This window comes from Paracoccus sp. SM22M-07 (genome assembly GCF_001887735.1).
In the GTDB taxonomy this organism is placed as follows: Bacteria; Pseudomonadota; Alphaproteobacteria; order Rhodobacterales; family Rhodobacteraceae; genus Paracoccus.
Genome location: NZ_JPKW01000006.1, coordinates 114,051 through 128,974, shown reverse-complemented (window position 1 = coordinate 128,974; position 14,924 = coordinate 114,051). Strand labels below are relative to the sequence as shown.

At 65.7% G+C, this 14,924-nt stretch carries 10 protein-coding genes and 1 tRNA gene; 6 read left to right on the top strand and 5 right to left on the bottom strand.

The window, feature by feature from the left end; all coding sequences use genetic code 11:
- Positions 1–44: 44 nt before the first annotated feature.
- Together IE00_RS11160 and IE00_RS11155 are read right to left on the bottom strand one after the other, a co-directional pair.
- Positions 45–1,262 (bottom strand): MFS transporter, encoded by a 1,218-nt coding sequence (locus IE00_RS11160; protein WP_072297187.1) that lies wholly within the window; start codon positions 1,260–1,262, stop codon positions 45–47.
- A 945-nt stretch (positions 1,263–2,207) separates the two neighbouring features.
- Entirely contained in the window at positions 2,208–3,326 is a 1,119-nt protein-coding gene (locus IE00_RS11155) for a hypothetical protein (RefSeq protein ID WP_072297186.1), read from the bottom strand.
- Positions 3,327–3,652: 326 nt separating this feature from the next.
- Between IE00_RS11155 and IE00_RS11150 the strand changes: the two genes are divergently transcribed.
- Both IE00_RS11150 and IE00_RS11140 read left to right on the top strand, forming a co-directional pair.
- On the top strand, positions 3,653–3,961 hold the full coding sequence (locus IE00_RS11150; RefSeq protein WP_139291409.1) for a hypothetical protein: 309 nt from the start codon (positions 3,653–3,655) through the stop codon (positions 3,959–3,961).
- Positions 3,962–4,865: 904 nt separating this feature from the next.
- Positions 4,866–4,949 (top strand) — tRNA-Leu (locus IE00_RS11140).
- Between the two features lie 52 nt (positions 4,950–5,001).
- Here IE00_RS11140 and IE00_RS11135 read toward each other — a convergent pair.
- The 3 genes from IE00_RS11135 to IE00_RS11125 form a co-directional block, all read right to left on the bottom strand.
- Complete coding sequence (locus IE00_RS11135; RefSeq protein WP_139291408.1) at positions 5,002–5,736, bottom strand: hypothetical protein; 735 nt, start codon at positions 5,734–5,736, stop codon at positions 5,002–5,004.
- 1 nt (position 5,737) lies between these two features.
- Positions 5,738–7,045 (bottom strand): hypothetical protein, encoded by a 1,308-nt coding sequence (locus tag IE00_RS11130; protein ID WP_072297183.1) that lies wholly within the window; start codon positions 7,043–7,045, stop codon positions 5,738–5,740.
- An 80-nt stretch (positions 7,046–7,125) separates the two neighbouring features.
- A complete protein-coding gene (locus tag IE00_RS11125) occupies positions 7,126–7,911 on the bottom strand; it encodes a Crp/Fnr family transcriptional regulator (RefSeq protein ID WP_072297182.1) in 786 nt (261 codons plus the stop codon).
- A 595-nt stretch (positions 7,912–8,506) separates the two neighbouring features.
- Here IE00_RS11125 and IE00_RS11120 point away from each other — a divergent pair.
- Genes IE00_RS11120 through IE00_RS11105 form a run of 4 tightly spaced genes read left to right on the top strand, consistent with a single transcriptional unit; the run spans position 8,507 to position 14,883 of the window.
- Positions 8,507–10,129, top strand: a complete 1,623-nt coding sequence (locus IE00_RS11120) for an IucA/IucC family siderophore biosynthesis protein (RefSeq protein ID WP_072297181.1) — start codon at positions 8,507–8,509, stop codon at positions 10,127–10,129.
- Complete coding sequence (locus IE00_RS11115; protein WP_072297180.1) at positions 10,119–12,857, top strand: IucA/IucC family protein; 2,739 nt, start codon at positions 10,119–10,121, stop codon at positions 12,855–12,857. The genes IE00_RS11120 and IE00_RS11115 overlap by 11 nt, the downstream gene beginning before the upstream one ends.
- Positions 12,854–14,086: a DUF6005 family protein gene (locus IE00_RS11110; protein ID WP_072297179.1), complete on the top strand. Its 1,233-nt coding sequence runs from the start codon at positions 12,854–12,856 to the stop codon at positions 14,084–14,086. The genes IE00_RS11115 and IE00_RS11110 overlap by 4 nt, the downstream gene beginning before the upstream one ends.
- Complete coding sequence (locus tag IE00_RS11105; protein WP_083554314.1) at positions 14,053–14,883, top strand: sugar phosphate isomerase/epimerase; 831 nt, start codon at positions 14,053–14,055, stop codon at positions 14,881–14,883. Before IE00_RS11110 ends, IE00_RS11105 begins: the two co-directional genes overlap by 34 nt.
- The last annotated feature ends 41 nt before the right edge of the window (positions 14,884–14,924 follow it).

The following is a 14,924-nucleotide window of genomic DNA, read 5'->3' as shown; positions in this document are numbered from 1 at the left end:
CCCCGCGCTTGCAGGATCAAGCGCGGGGGCCGGAACGCCGCCGATCAGCCCGTCGCAAGATCGGTCCGCACCCGCGCGGCAATGATCCAGCACAAGACCACCATCATGGCGCACCACAGCCCCAGGAACAGGCTCTGGGTCGGAAAATCGACGCCCATGTCGATCAGGATGCCCGTGATCCCCGGCCCGATCGCGGTCGAAATCACCATGATCGTCGTCGCCAAGGACCGGATGGCACCCAGATGCGCGGTCCCGTAAAGGACCGGGAACAACACGCCCCACAGCGAACCTGCCATGCCCTGCGTCACCCCGACCACCGCCAGCGCGACATACCAACCCGCGACGCTTTCGGCCGGACCGATCAGGCTGACGCCGACGCCCATCGGCAGCAGCAGCAGCGGCAACAGACGGATCACCCCGAACCGATCGGCGGCCCATCCCGACGCGAATGCCGCAATCACGGTCGATATGCCGAAAGCCGTATAGCCGGGGGCCATTTCCGCCAGGGTCCATCCCTTGACCTGCGCGACATGGGCCTGATGGAAGAAGATCACGGTGGCGATGAAGCCGGGCGTCAGAAGGACGGGCAACAGCGCGGGCAGCAGCCAGTGCCGCACCGCGTCCCTGCGCCGCCATTGGCGACCCAACAGACCGGGCCTGGCCGTCTGCGTTGCATGGGTGACGGGGGCACGCGCCTCGGACAGCAGCAGGCTGAGAAGGGGTGCGACGGCAAGGCACAGCACGGCCGCCACGACCAGCCACGTTCCCCGCCAGCCGATGGAGCCGATCAGCAGGACCACCAGCAGCGGGACGATGATCTCGCCCGCGGGGTGGCCCAGATTGGTGATGGAAACGGCTTGGCCGCGCCGGGCCTCGAACCAGCGGCCCATCGCCGTCATGGCGATATGGCTGAACATGCCCTGCCCGCAAAAGCGCAGCAGAAACAGCGCGACACCCAGAATCCACAGCGTCGGCGCCCAGGCCATGCCGATCGCGGCGAAGGCAAAGACCAGCGCGACCGCCGGTGCCAGCCGCGACAGCGGCACGCTGTCCGCCATGCCGCCGCGCCAGAACATCAAGCCCGCCGCAGACAGGGTGGCCACCGTATAGAGGCTGCCCCAACTGCCATCCGTCAGACCGTGTTCATCCTTGATGAACACCGCGAAAAGCGAAATGAACCAGGTTTGCCCAAAAGCCGAGGTGAAGGTCAGCAGCAACCCCGCACCAAGCCAGCGGAGATTGTCGCGAAGAAACTGGATCATGGGCAATCAACATGGCTGGAGAGGCAGGATTTGCAGAAGCTGCAATTCGTGATCTGTGACATGGGATGAGACAGGAGGCAATGCCGCGATCCACCCGGCCGCTAGTCGCACCTGAGGCCAGATCGACACTATGATGGCACTCATGCGTTCAGGTGCCGATCACCATCTGGCGGATGCGATGTCGCAGGTCGGGATGACAGTAGGCCAATGCAGACCGCCTATGATTTGTCCCGCCTGACTTGAGGGGATTCTTACCCGCTCTGGTGGACAGGTGTCGAGGTCATGGCAGCACAAGTTATGGCACTACATTTTTCGCCACGTGTGGCGCATGACACCTTCGGCCAAGTCGGCCAAGGCGCTGCTCATTGTCTCCCCGTTCAGAGGTTTGCCGGATTGACTGTCTCGGGTCAGCATCCCGGTTATGATAGCCGCAAGGTAGCAAGTATAGTTTTCGGCGTACCGGTCATCTGGCAGTTCTATATAGGCCAGCGCAGGCGCTTCCGAAACGGCGCTACGAACCTATGGCCCCGCTGCCGGACAGAGAGGTGAGGTTGCCTGCATGCAACAGGCCGATCCATGCTATCTGCGACGCACCTGCCGACTGTGCGGCGATGGCACGATGGTGCTGATCTGATCTCTCGATCAGGATCCATCTCAGATGATATGCAAGCTTGCTTCGATCAATTGTCAGCGCCGAAGCTGGCTTTGGCGCTGACGACATCCTCCGGCAGACTTGGCTGGGGTGAACTCATCTCCCCCGTCTGCTAGTCCCGAAACGCGTTGATGCCCTCCGTAAGCCGATGAGCCGATCTGGTGCCGAAGGTGTTGATCAGCCAGCAGAACTGCCGCGTCAGGGCGTCCACGAACGCAACATAGCGCGCAGCATAGAAAAGGCCCCGCCAGCTTGCGCCGGCGGAGCCCCGTCACATGTTCTGCGATCCGTGATCAGCGACGGCGCACCAGTCCTGCCCAGATACGACCGGCATCGCGGTCGTGGCCGCCCTTGATGGCACCCATCCACGCAGCCACGCCGGCCACCAGGGCAGACACGGCCAGGAACAGCGCCGTCCAGATGGCGGCATGACGGGCGCTTTCGGCCACTTCGATGGCACGATCCTGCGCCTCTTGCACGCGCTGTTCAGCCTCGGCGCGCAGCTCTTGGGCGCGGGCTTCGGCAGCTGCAGCGGCTTCCTCGGCCTGGGTCCGGGCGTCTTCCAGACGCTGCTGCGCTTCGGCGCGCAGATCCTGGGCCTGCTGGACGGCCTGTTCGACACGGGCGTCGATCTGCGCCGGGGTCAGCTCGGTCCGTGCGGCAAGCGCGTCGCGCAGATAGTCCAGATCGTCCTCGGGAACCTCGCCCGTGCGAAGGACGGTGCTCAGGATGTTGGTCACTTCGCCGCGGATCTGTTCGTTGGAAAACTGATCGGGAGCGGCAGCTTCGCTGCGCAGGAAGCGATCCGCGACATAGTCCAGCGGATTGCCGCCAGCGCCCTGTCCGCCTTCCTCTCCGCCAATGGCCGAGGCCGCGCCGCCTGCCAACTGACCGACACCGCTGATCGCGCCACCCGCGACCTGACCCACGCCACCGACGACGCCACCGGCCAGTTGACCGGCACCTTGGGCCACGCCGCCCACGGCGGAACCTGCCGCTTCGACTGCGGTGGTGGCGGCATTGCCTGCCGCGCGCACACCGCTTGTCACGGCACTGGCCGCCAGAATGCCGCTGAGCAGCATGCCCAAGGCCCAGACCGTCAAACCGTGAATGCCGTCGCGGGCCTCGACCTCATCTTCGGAGGTCGAGCTGCGCCGACGCATACGTCCAGCGACATAGCCGCCCAGACCATAGACGGCGACCATCGCGATAAAGGCAAAGAGCCCCACCAGGATCAGCGCGAAGGTCCCCAGACCCTCGCCTTCCTCGGGCGAGACCGAACCGAGCCCGATCGCGGTCGTGAAGCCGGTGAAGACGACGGACGCGCCAGCCGCGATCGCGGCACCCGCCAGAATCGATGCCCAATCGACATGGCCGCGCTTGGTGTCGTCCTCCAAGATTCTTTCGTTCATAATGTCTCTCCCAAAGATGCGAACGCCTTGTCCCAGGCCGGTCTCTGACCGCCCGGACCCGTGTTCACGAACGCCGAAGGGTCGGAATGTTTCCCCAAGCCGGTCAATTATATGAACTTCGCGCCGTGATATCGGTGTTCGGGGCGAAACGGCCTAGGAAGGCGGCCCGATTGGATCGGCAGGATCGACCGCCGACGGAGGGCATCTGCGCCATGGGAATTGAGAGACTGGACATAAAGCCGCCTAGACTGCCACGGAAGGCTTGGCCCCCGCATTCCGTCAGTCTGGAAATTGATCTTTGATAGAGCGCAGCCGCTGCGGGGAACATGTGCCGCCGCGCGATGTTGGCCCCACTGGCAACAAGAGGTGTGCAGCTGCGCCGGGTGAATTTTACCCTGGATGGCTCGGGCCCCTTCGCCGGGATGATGCGCTTCGGCCTCATCGGTGACGGCGAGGTCGAGTTCATCGCGATTGGGGTGACGCGCGATGAGATGTCGCGCTTCCAGACAATCGAAATTCTACCCGAAGATGAGGAGTCGTTCGAAGCCCCCATCAAGGAGGCCGTCGTCGCCGAAAGCTGTCTTGATACCGCCGATGCCCGCGCATCGGGATATATCACGTTCGAAACGCTTTAGAACGGTGGGGTTATGGAAGGTGTGGCATTCCGCAAACTTTCGCGCCATCGGTCTTCCAAATGCGCCGGGGCATGCCAAAATTCCATAACTGGCATACGACCGATTTCACGAAGCCGATCCTGCCACGATGTGGAACTAGGCAAACCGACCCGGTCGCAACCGATTTCGGATCACCTGTTTTTTATCAGTTGGGAACGGATGTGTTTCACCCGTTCATATCCAAGCTGAATATCAGAAGATCAGGGACAATATCCCGATAACGACAAGCAGTCCGATGATGAAGATGATGCCGACAGCACCGCCGAGAAATTTAAGCATGGTGATCTCCTGTTTTTCAGAAGGGTAAACCATGTCGGACCGGTCTTGTTCCCTGACCGGCGCATTGCGTCATATGATGGCGCATGGGAAAGCGGATAATTTATTGTCTGCATTTAAATGGAACCCGTCCCGCCATACCGCGTTTTTCATCATTGTATGACCAAAGAGTTTAACCCAGATGCTATCCCCTTTGAACATCCTCAGCGTATCGGACGATGACTGGCAGATGATCCAGAGTGCATTGCGCATGTTCGATCACAACTTGGAATACCGGCGCCTTCGTGCGCGACTGGAGCATGCCGTCGAAAGGCCAGAAGGCGATGATGCCGAAGACGATAAGGCACCCCGGTCCAGGGCGCATTGACGATCATCGCCTGGGCAAGCCACCGTTTGGATACTTGGCGCAGTCGCGACGCATTTTTCCACCTTCACTAGTGAAAATCCGCCATCCCCTCGCCTGCGATCACAGGCCAGATGCTTTGCTGGAATGCCGATCCAACCCGTGCACAGATTTCCTCTGGTGCGGATTTCGGGACTGTGCTAGATCGCCCAAAGTCCTGCGATTACTGGTTTAATGCGGGCGCGTGCGGGTGTGGCGGAACTGGTAGACGCACCAGATTTAGGTTCTGGCGCCTTTGGCGTGGGGGTTCGAGTCCCTTCACCCGCACCAATTTCCCCGGTTTGATGCGCCCTTCCAAGGCGGCATTGTTCAGGTGCGATCGTCAGCCGTCCGCGTCGGTGATGACGTTCAAGTCGCGCAGCTGCTCCGGCGTCAGAATATTGATCTCGTCGGGTGGGGTGCGCAGTGCCAGCGGCATCAGCCGCAGATCGACACCCATCTGGTCCAGAAATTCCATCACGCTGGCTTGGGCCTGTTGGACATCTGCCACGGCCATTAAGGCTGGCAGGATGGTGTTCTTGCCGAAATAATGTTGATGGACGCCGACGACGCCCCCCTCCTCTACCAGCCTTTCCCGCCCTCCGGCCAGGATATACGGACAGGCAGACAGGCAGACTGCGCCATCTTGGATGGTCGTCGACAGACCCACCGACCGGATGCTGCGCCCGATCGCCAGCGCATCCGACACCGACCCGCCCGAGCTGTCCAGCGCCACCTGCGTCGCCTGCGGACGCGCCTCCTCCAGCCAGGCCACAAAGCGGTCGCCATCGCCCGGCGCGATCTGTCCGGTGATGGCGATCAGGTCGGCACCTTCGCTGAATTCCAGCTGGTCGGGCATCGGTCGCATGGCCGGCGCGCCGGGACGTGACGGATCCGATGGCCGCAGGTCGGGGCGATAGGGGCGCACGCTTGGTCCCTGCGCCGGAGGGGCGAACAGGCCCGGTGCGGCGCTTCCGGGGCTGCGCATCATGTCGATGCCGACGATGGCCGCACCCATCAGCACCTGCGACACCAGCACCGCCCTGATGACGCGTTGAGGCGAGGAAAAGAGCCCCACCTCAGCGATCCTCGGGACGCGGCGGGGCCTGGCGGGCGTGTGGCACGGCATCGGCGCGATGCAGCAGGTCCTGCGCCGCAAGGGCCGCGCGCAGTTCGCCCACCGTCATGCGGTCGTCGCTGTGACCTTCGCCGCGACCCGACCGGATGGCGGCCTGCACCACCATGATGATGAAGACCAGCACCGCGGGCAGCAGGTCGATGGAGATCGCGCCCGCCCATGCCGGTACGAAATTCCCTGCATAGGCGATGACCGCATCGGCGGCCGACATGGGGGTGTAAAGCGCCTCGTCCGGTGCGGGCATCGCGATCACCGCGCCGGCTGCATCGTTCAGCGTCTGCGCGCGCTGCGCGACCAGCCCCAGGACGGAATTGATGGTGCTGGACTGCCCCGCCCGCATTTCGGCGGTCGAGCCGTCCAGTTCGGGCAGGACCACTGCGTCGGAAAGATCCTGCGCCGCACGCGACACGAGGGGGGCGGGGTTCAGCTGGCGCAGCTGGGTGATCAGGCCCGCCAGTTCGACCGCGTCTTCGGAGAAGCGGACCGTCCGATCCTCCAGCGGGCCCGGTTCGACCGAAATGCCGCGCATCTGCGACAGGATCGTGTTGCCTTGGCTGAAGGTCGCCTCGATGGGTGCTTCGGCTTGGTCAAGCTGGGCCTCCAACGCCTGCAGTTCGGCGCTTTTCTGGGTCAGGACGCGAAAGACCGCGCCGCGTCCCGAAAAGCCCGACAGAGTGCCCCCGGCCTCCTGTTCCGAAAGGTCCTGGAAGGATTGGCGCACGCGGGCCACATCGCGCGACAGCGACTGACCGGCCACCGCGTTGGCATGGGCGCGTTCCAGCGAGGTCTGATAATGCTGGACCGTGGTCGCCATATGCGTCTCGACCGCCGCACCCCCGGCAAGGGCCGCCGCATTCAGCCAGGACGACATCGCCACGATCGCGACCGAGCCGAGCGCCATCGTCAGCAAAAGCCCAACCCGCGACGCAGCCGACCGCACCGCGGGCAGCAGGCGCAGCAGATAGGACCAGAAGACGAAGATGCCTACCGACACGGCGATGGAATAGGCCAGCGCCGCAAAGGTCGTCCACATGCCGGGATCGTCCAGCAGCGTCCGGACCCCCAGATAGGTATAGATCCCGGAAGCCGCCGACAGAACGCCAAGCGCCGTCGAGGTAAAGCTGTCCAGCCAATCCAGATGGCGTTCCAGTTCACGGGCATAGCGATCGCCCGCACGGTCCGGCAGGGCATGGTCGGGGATGGTCCGTTCAGGCGGGGCGCGGTCCGGTTGGGGGCTGGGGGATGACATGCGCGCTCCGATGCTTGGGGTTCATCGCCAGATAAACGCAATTGGCCGTGGGTCTCAGCCCCCGACCGCTCACTTCTGCGTCAGGCGATATGCTTGTGGGGGGCGATCGGCGCGCCGTCCAGGATGACCTGATCGCCGCCGGGCCGGCTCAGCGACAGCCTGTCGCGGTCCAGAACGCTGACCGTGCCCCGCTGAATGGCGACGATCCCCTCGGCCCGCAGTTGTGCCAGCGTTCGGTTCACGGTCTGGCGCGAACATCCCGCGAAACCCGCCAGTTCGGTCTGGCTGATCTGGACCGAGGGGTTCTGGTCACTGGTCATGCCCAGCAGGTGGATGCGGATGCGATCTTCGGCGGCATAGAACATCGCCACCGATTGCTGGCGGTTGTCGCGCGTCAGGCGGTCATGGAAGATGCCCGCGAAATTGGCAAGGATCAGGTCGGCGGGCATGTGCTTGAGCACCAGCGCGGCGTCGAACAGCATGACCGTCGTGTCCGGCAGCGTGGTGCAGGTGGCAGCGCAGGTCAGGCCGGAAAACTGCTCGACCTCGCCCAGAACTTCGCCCACGCGGGCAAGATGCGCCAGGATGCGATTGCCGTTGACGTCGATGAAGCTGACCTCAATGCGACCGCGCAGGATCAGGTATCCCCAACGGGCAGGTTCGCCCTGGCGCAGGATCTCGGTCGGGCGGCGCAGATGCTGGATGGTGGTTTCGGACATCAGCTGCGCCATCTGGCGCCGTGTCAGGCCCTTGAACAGCGCCGGCGGCGCCTTGTCCAGATGATCCAGCCATTCCAGAATGTCGAAGTTGCGCCGCCCGACCGGAACGGGCGACGCCAAATCGTGCTGATTGCCCGCCTCGCTCACGCGTGGCCCCCTGTCGCGACTGATGCTGCATCAAGTATAGCCCGAAATCGCGGGCCCAATGCAAGCTGCCGTCACAGCACTTCAACCGACAGGTGGTCAATTCTCGCACCGACCGAGACTGTAAACGGGCACGGGAAAAAAACACAAACGTCCCGATCGGTGCCAGGTCTTTGTAAATCAGAACTATCTGGATGAATGTCGGCTGCACGACATTCCGCGGAAATAATAAATGATTAGTTAACGAAAAATTACCAGTTTCATGCGCCCCGCGCGGAAAAAGGGCAATTTGCGGTCGAATCGCCCCGGCATGCCGCCGGATTCGCGGATCGAGGGGGCCATCCCCCCGATCCGTCCAAGTGTGCCGGCTTTACAAAAACGTCATTCAAGCACCCCGTTCGCCCCGATCCGCATGCGGTCGCACAGGGTATGGCACCTGTCGGCGGCACAAGGGGCGGTGGCCTTGGGCGAGACAACATGCCACATCTTCGGGTTGTAGTTGACTATTATAGTAAAGAATATTAACCGGCCTTGAGCCAGCACCTGCCAGCCTTGTGATTTCCCTGCGGTCCATGCCGCACGAACCCCAGAGGCTGACATGCTGCATTCCGATCCCTGCCGGACCGCCGATCCCGACCATCTGGCCGATCTGGCCAGCCTGCGCGCGCTGCTGATCTGCGCCATCCGCGAACTGGGCCTTGACCCCGATCGCATCCCGACCCCCGAGGGACGCCTGCAGGTTCGCACCCAACAGGATCTTGCGACCGGGTTGGGGCGACTGCAGACCCTGACGGTGGAGGGGGCGCAGGGCACCAGGCCCATCGACGCGGGTCACGCATTGCGGCTGATGATGGCCTGGGTCGCGCAGGGATACGGCCCCCCGGCCGATCAGTTGGTGGCGCGCATAGCCGACAGCCGTGACCGAATGGCGCGGATGTTGCCCGCGCGGATCGCCGATCCGCAGCCCCGGCTTGATTTTCTAGCCGCCGAACAGGCGCTGCTGTTCGGACACTGGATGCATCCCTGCCCCAAGGCCCTGACCGGCATGACCCGCCCCGAGGAACGCGCCATGACCCCCGATTGGCATGGCCAGCTGCGGCTGAATGCGCTGTCGGTCCGCGCCGACCTGATCGAGGCCACCGATCCCACCATCGCCCGCGACCTGCCCGGCATGGAGGGCGATCCGGGGGCCGGGCGCATCATCCTGCCCGCCCATCCGCTGACATGGGACCGCGCCAAGGCCGATCCGCAGATCGCGGCGCTGCTGAAGGCGGGCGATATCATCGATCTGGGTCCGGTGGGGGATGCGTGGTGGGCCACGTCGTCGGTCCGCACGCTGTGGCGCGGAGATTGCCGCTGGCAGGTCAAGGTTTCGCTGCCCGTGACGATCACCAATTCGCGGCGCGTGAACAAGCGCCATGAATTGCTGGCCGGTGCCGCCATGGCGCGGCGCATCGGGGGGCTGATGGCGCGCTGCGGCCCGCTGCGGCTGATCGGCGATCCGCATTGGATGGCGCTGCGGCTGCCGGGCCGGGACGAATCCGGGCTGGAAGTGATCTTTCGCGACAATCCTTGGCAGGGCGGCAAGGTCATGCAGGTGGCGGGGCTGGTGGCGGAACCCCTGCCCGGGCGGGAGTCGCTGTTGGCGCAGGTGATGGCGGGGCATGATGCGGTGCGCTGGTTCGACGCCTATCTGGCATGCGCCGTCGCGCCCCTGCTGCGCGTCTATGACGCCACGGGCATCGCGGTCGAGGCGCATCAGCAGAATGCCCTGCTGGACCTGTCCCACGGCCTGCCGCGCCGCTGCGACATTCGCGACAACCAGGGCTTCTATGTCGCTGAGGACATGGCCGATGCCGAACTGCGCGCCATCGCGCAGCTGGTCTATCCCCGGCCCGAGGCCGAGGACGCGCTGACCTATACGCTGATCGTGAACCAGGTCTTTGGCGTCATTCACCGCATGGCGCTGGACGGGATCATGACGGAAAGTCACGCGCTGGAGCAGCTGGCGGTGCATCTGCGCGGGCTGACCGACCTGCCGGGTCATGGCGGGCGGCTTGCCGCGCGCTGGCTGTCGGATGCGGATCTGCCCGCCAAGGGAAACATGCTGACCCAGCTGGGCGGCACGGATGAATTGCTGATCCCGGGCGAACGCGCGCCGATGATCCGCGTCCCGAACCCACTGCCCCGGCAGGCCAAGGTGCTGGCCGATGTCGCCTGAGACCCGCACCCTGCGCCAGACGATCGAGGCCTTGGCCTTCGAAGGCATCCTGACGCCCTGCCCTAGTGGCTGGACCATCGGCGGTGTCACGATCCTGGCGCCCCATCGCCTGCAGATGACGGGCCGCATCCGCCTGTTGGGCGATCCGCAGGGGCAGGCGGGCGGGCCGCTGACGCCCGAGGATCTGGGGCGCGGGCTGGAACGGGCGGGCCATGACCCCGCCCCCCTGCTGCGCGCCATGCGCCGCAGCGCGCATTTCCTGCGCGCAGCGGGTCCGCCGCGTCCCGACCGCCTGTCGCTGCGCGCCCTGCCGCTGGAGGCGGCCCTGTCCGAAGGGCATCCCTATCACCCGGGCTTCAAGGCGCGGATCGGCTTTACGGATGCCGACAACGCGGCCTATGCCCCCGAATTCGGGGCGCCGATCCATCCGCTGTGGCTGGCCGTCGATCCGGCGCTGATCACCCGCACCGGCAGCGATGTCGCGGCAGACCTGGCACCGGATGGCGCGATGCCCGTCCACCCCTGGCAATGGGCACGGCTGCGCGACGAACCCCTGATCCGCGCGTGGCTGGATCGGGGCCGCCTGGCGGTGCTGGACCATCGGGGCCCGGCAATGCAGGCGACGGCGTCGCTGCGGACCTTGGCAGCGCGCGATGGCGGCGATCATCTGAAACTGGCGCTTGGGGTCGGGGTCACATCCTCGGTCCGCGATCTGGTGCCCTGGTCGGTGGGCGTCGCGCCCGCGATCTCGGGGTGGCTGATGCGGGTGGTGGACAGTGACCCGGCGCTGGCGGGGCTGACCATCCTGCCGGAACATGGCGCGGCCATCGTCGGACGCAACCGGATCGGCGGCCGGCTGGCCGTCATCCGCCGCAGCCCGCCCCCCGATGACGCCGTGCCGCTGTCGATGCTGTCGCTGCGCGACCCCGACGGGCGGGCGGTCATCGCGCCCTGGCTTGCACGCCATGGGGTGCGGCCTTGGGTGGCGCGGTTCCTGACGGTCCTGCGCCCCATCTGGCACCTGATGACCCATCACGGCATCGCGCTGGAGGCGCATGGCCAAAACATGCTGATCCGCCAGTCGGATGGCTGGCCCACCGGTCTGGTCGCCCGCGATTTCAGCGAAAGCCTGGAATACGTCCCCGGCCTGCTGGCACGTCCCGATCTGCTGCCCGACCTGGCCACCATCGAACCCGCGATGGCCGATGCCCTCGACGGCGTTTATCATCGGATGGGGTCGGCGACCGATCTGCGCGACCTGGTGATGGATTGCCTGGTCACGCATGTGCTGTCCGACATGGCCGACATGCTGCACCGGGACGGCACCCTGCCCGAGGCCGAATTCTGGGCCATGGCCCGCGACGTGCTGCGCCCCGCGCCGGGGTTCGGGACCGACCAGCCGACCTATCCCGCCGAAAGCCTTGCCGCGCGCATCTTGGGCGTGACGGCGACCCACCCTGCCCCCAACCCGCTGAGGATTGCTGAACCAATGGCCGATCTCTTTTGTCTTGATGACCGCATCGTGGACCCGAACGATCCCGCCCTGCCCGACCTGCTGCAGGGCCGCGACCCCGAACGGACGCGGATCGCCCTGCACATGACGAACAAGGCCACCTGCCTGTCGCAGATCCTGCGGCTGCGCGATGCGGGGGCGTCCTGCTATCCGATCCACCCCGAGACGCCCACCGATCAGGGCCGTCAGATGGCGTTGCGCGCAGGCTGCAATGCCATGGCCGATGATGCGGGCATCAGCGATCTGGATCAGGATGCGCCCCACTGTCCCGGTGGCGTGCTGATCCAAACCAGCAGCGGCACGACGGGCGCCCCCAAGATCATCGCCCGCAGCTGGGCCGCGATCCGGACTGAGATCGAGGCCTATATCACGGCCTTCCCGCAGGCCGCCGAGATGACGCCGGTGATCGCGGCACCGATCACCCATTCCTATGGGCTGATCGCGGGGGTGATGGTGGGACAGGCGCGTGGCCACCGGCCCGTCGTGCTGGACGGCACCAATCCCAAGGCCATCCTGCGCCAGCTGAAGGCGATCGACCGGCCGCTGCTCTATGCGGCGCCGCCGCTGCTGCACATCCTGTCGCGCTTCGCGGGCAAGGGCGGGATGCACGCGGTCATGTCATCGGGGACGGTGCTGCCGCAGGGCTGGTTCGATGACATCGGCGCGGCCTGCACGCACCTGTTCCAGCAATATGGTTGTTCCGAGACCGGCTGCGTGGCGATTGCCAGCGCCCCCGTCAGCCCGCAGGACATGGGCGCGCCGCTGCCCCATGTCCGGATCACGGCGGGTCGGGTCGCGCCCGGCCCCGTCACCATCCACGGCGCGGGCGATCCGGTTCCGACGGGCGATCTGGGGGTCATGGATGACCGCGGTCACCTGATCTATGCCGGGCGCGCGGCCGAGGTGATCGACGTGTCCGGCCTGAATGTCTATCCCGACCAGATCGAGGCCGCGGCCCTGTCGCTGCCAGGCATCCGGGACGCCGTCGCCTTCGCCATCCCCGACCCGGTTTCCACGCAGCGCCCCGCGCTGGCCTATGTGGGCGATGTGCCCCCCGACATGCTGGACGCCCATCTGGCGCGGACGTTGTCGCCCCGCCAGCGCCCTGCCCGCCTGATCCGCATGGAGAAGCTGCCGCGTGGCGCGAATGGCAAGATCGCGCGCCGCAGCCTGGCCGAATCTTTGGCCGAAACCCTGACCGAGGTATCCGCATGAACCAGCCCGCTCCCATCCCCACCCCCGATGATGCCATGGCGGCCATCCGGGACATTCTGGCCGGACCGATGGCGAACCCCCGTATGGCCGATTTCGGCCCCGACGCTCGGCTTGGCCATGACCTGGGCCTGGATTCCGTCGCGCTGATGACGCTGATGCTGCACCTGGACGAGGCGGGCATCGAGATGGCCGAAGACACCTTCGACCGCGCCCCCGGCATGACCGTCCGCGCTTTGGCCGAGGCTTTGGCAGGCGTCACCCCGGCGGACGACGAACCCGTGGACATCAAGGTCCATTGCGTCGTCAGCTGCCTGTCGCAGGCGTTGAAGGACAAGGGCGGCATCGATCACCGTCCCCTCTATATCGGGCTGTGGGATGGGCAGGTGGTGGTCGATGACCGGATGCGCCTGTCCTATCATGCCACCGATATCGACCACGGCTTCTATCTGGACTGGGCGCAGCGCCTGTTCGGGCTGCGGGTCACGCGCTGGTACGACGATGCCGCGTCCAAGCGGGACAACCTGGCCCGCCTGCAACAGCTGCTGGCCGATTGGCGTCCGGGTCTTTACATCATGCCGATGGTGGACATGTTCCTGCTGCCGACCCGCGACAACAAATTCGCCCAGGACCCCTTTCCGCATTACGCACTGATCCAGCCGACCGCCGATCCCGACACCTGGCTGATGCGCGACCCCGATTTCCGGTGGGAGGGCGACGTCCCCGCCGCCGATCTGCGCGCGGCCTTTCTGCGCGACAGCGTGGCCGGGGGATATGTCTTCGACAATGCCGACGCCCATCCCGCCAGCGATGCCGACATCCAGGCGATCCATGATGCGACCTTCGATGCTGATGCCGTGCCCCTGATCGACGCGATCACCCGCATCGTCCAGGCCCATGCGACATTCCTGCCCCGCCCCGACCTGGAAGGGGCGCTGCGCGAGCTGCCGGTCATCGCGATCCGGAAATATGCCTATGAACATGCGCTGGCGATCTTTGGCGATATCGAGGGCACCGATCACGATGCCTTCGAGGAATGCTGCGACCGGATCGCGGCGCTGCATGGCGGGCTGAACGCGGTCCATCTGCGCGCCGTGGCCTTTGCCCGGAACGGCGATGCGGACGATCTGGCCCGCGTGATGCAGGATCTGAATGCGCTGGCGACGCTGGAACGCGGGATCAAGGCCACGGTGGCTGAATGGCACGCCCGCTGGCAGGGGCGCCGGACATGAGGGTCCATGCCTGTTCCGTCGCCCTGCGCCATGACAGGATCACCGCGCAGGGTCTGGCGACCCAGGTTCTGGACGCAGGCTTTGACGGGCTGGAGATCTGGGCACCCCATGCGGAAGCACTTCAGGCCGATTGGGCGGCCTTGGCGCGGCGGCCCGTCGTTCCGATGCTGTCTGGATACCTGCCGGTCGGCACCGCTGCCTTTGACGCCCAGGATGCGCTGCGGCTGGTGGGGCTGACGACCCGCTGGCAGGCCCGGCGACTGCGGCTTTTTGCGGGCGGCGTGGGCTGGGACACGGCCAGCGGTGACGACCGCGCCGCCATCATCCGCGACCTGCGCATCGTGGCCGACATGGCGCAGGACCATGGCATCCGCATCGCGATCGAGACCCATCCCGGCACGCTGGCCGACAGCCTGCCCGCCACGCTGGCGCTGATGCAGGGGCTGGACCATCCGGCGGTCGGGCTGAACGTCGATATCCTGCATGTCTGGGAGGGCGGCGCCGACCCGCTGGCCGCCCTGCCCGTGCTGTCCCCCCATCTGCTGCACCTGCACCTGAAGAACGTGACGGCGCGCGATCGGCTTTCGGTCTTTGCCCCCGGGAACGTCCATGATGCCGCGGGCAGCCGCGACGGGATGTGCCCTCTGTTCGAAGGCGTGCTGGATTACCGGACGATCCTCTCCGGGGTCCCGGATGATGCCGACATGTCGCTGGAATGGTTCGGGCCCGCCCCGATGGCGACCATGACGGCCGATCTGGGCCGCATCAGGTTGCTGGCCGCCCGCCGCGCCGCCTGATGCCGGATCGCACAAAGGGCCCGGCGATCTGCCGGGCCCTT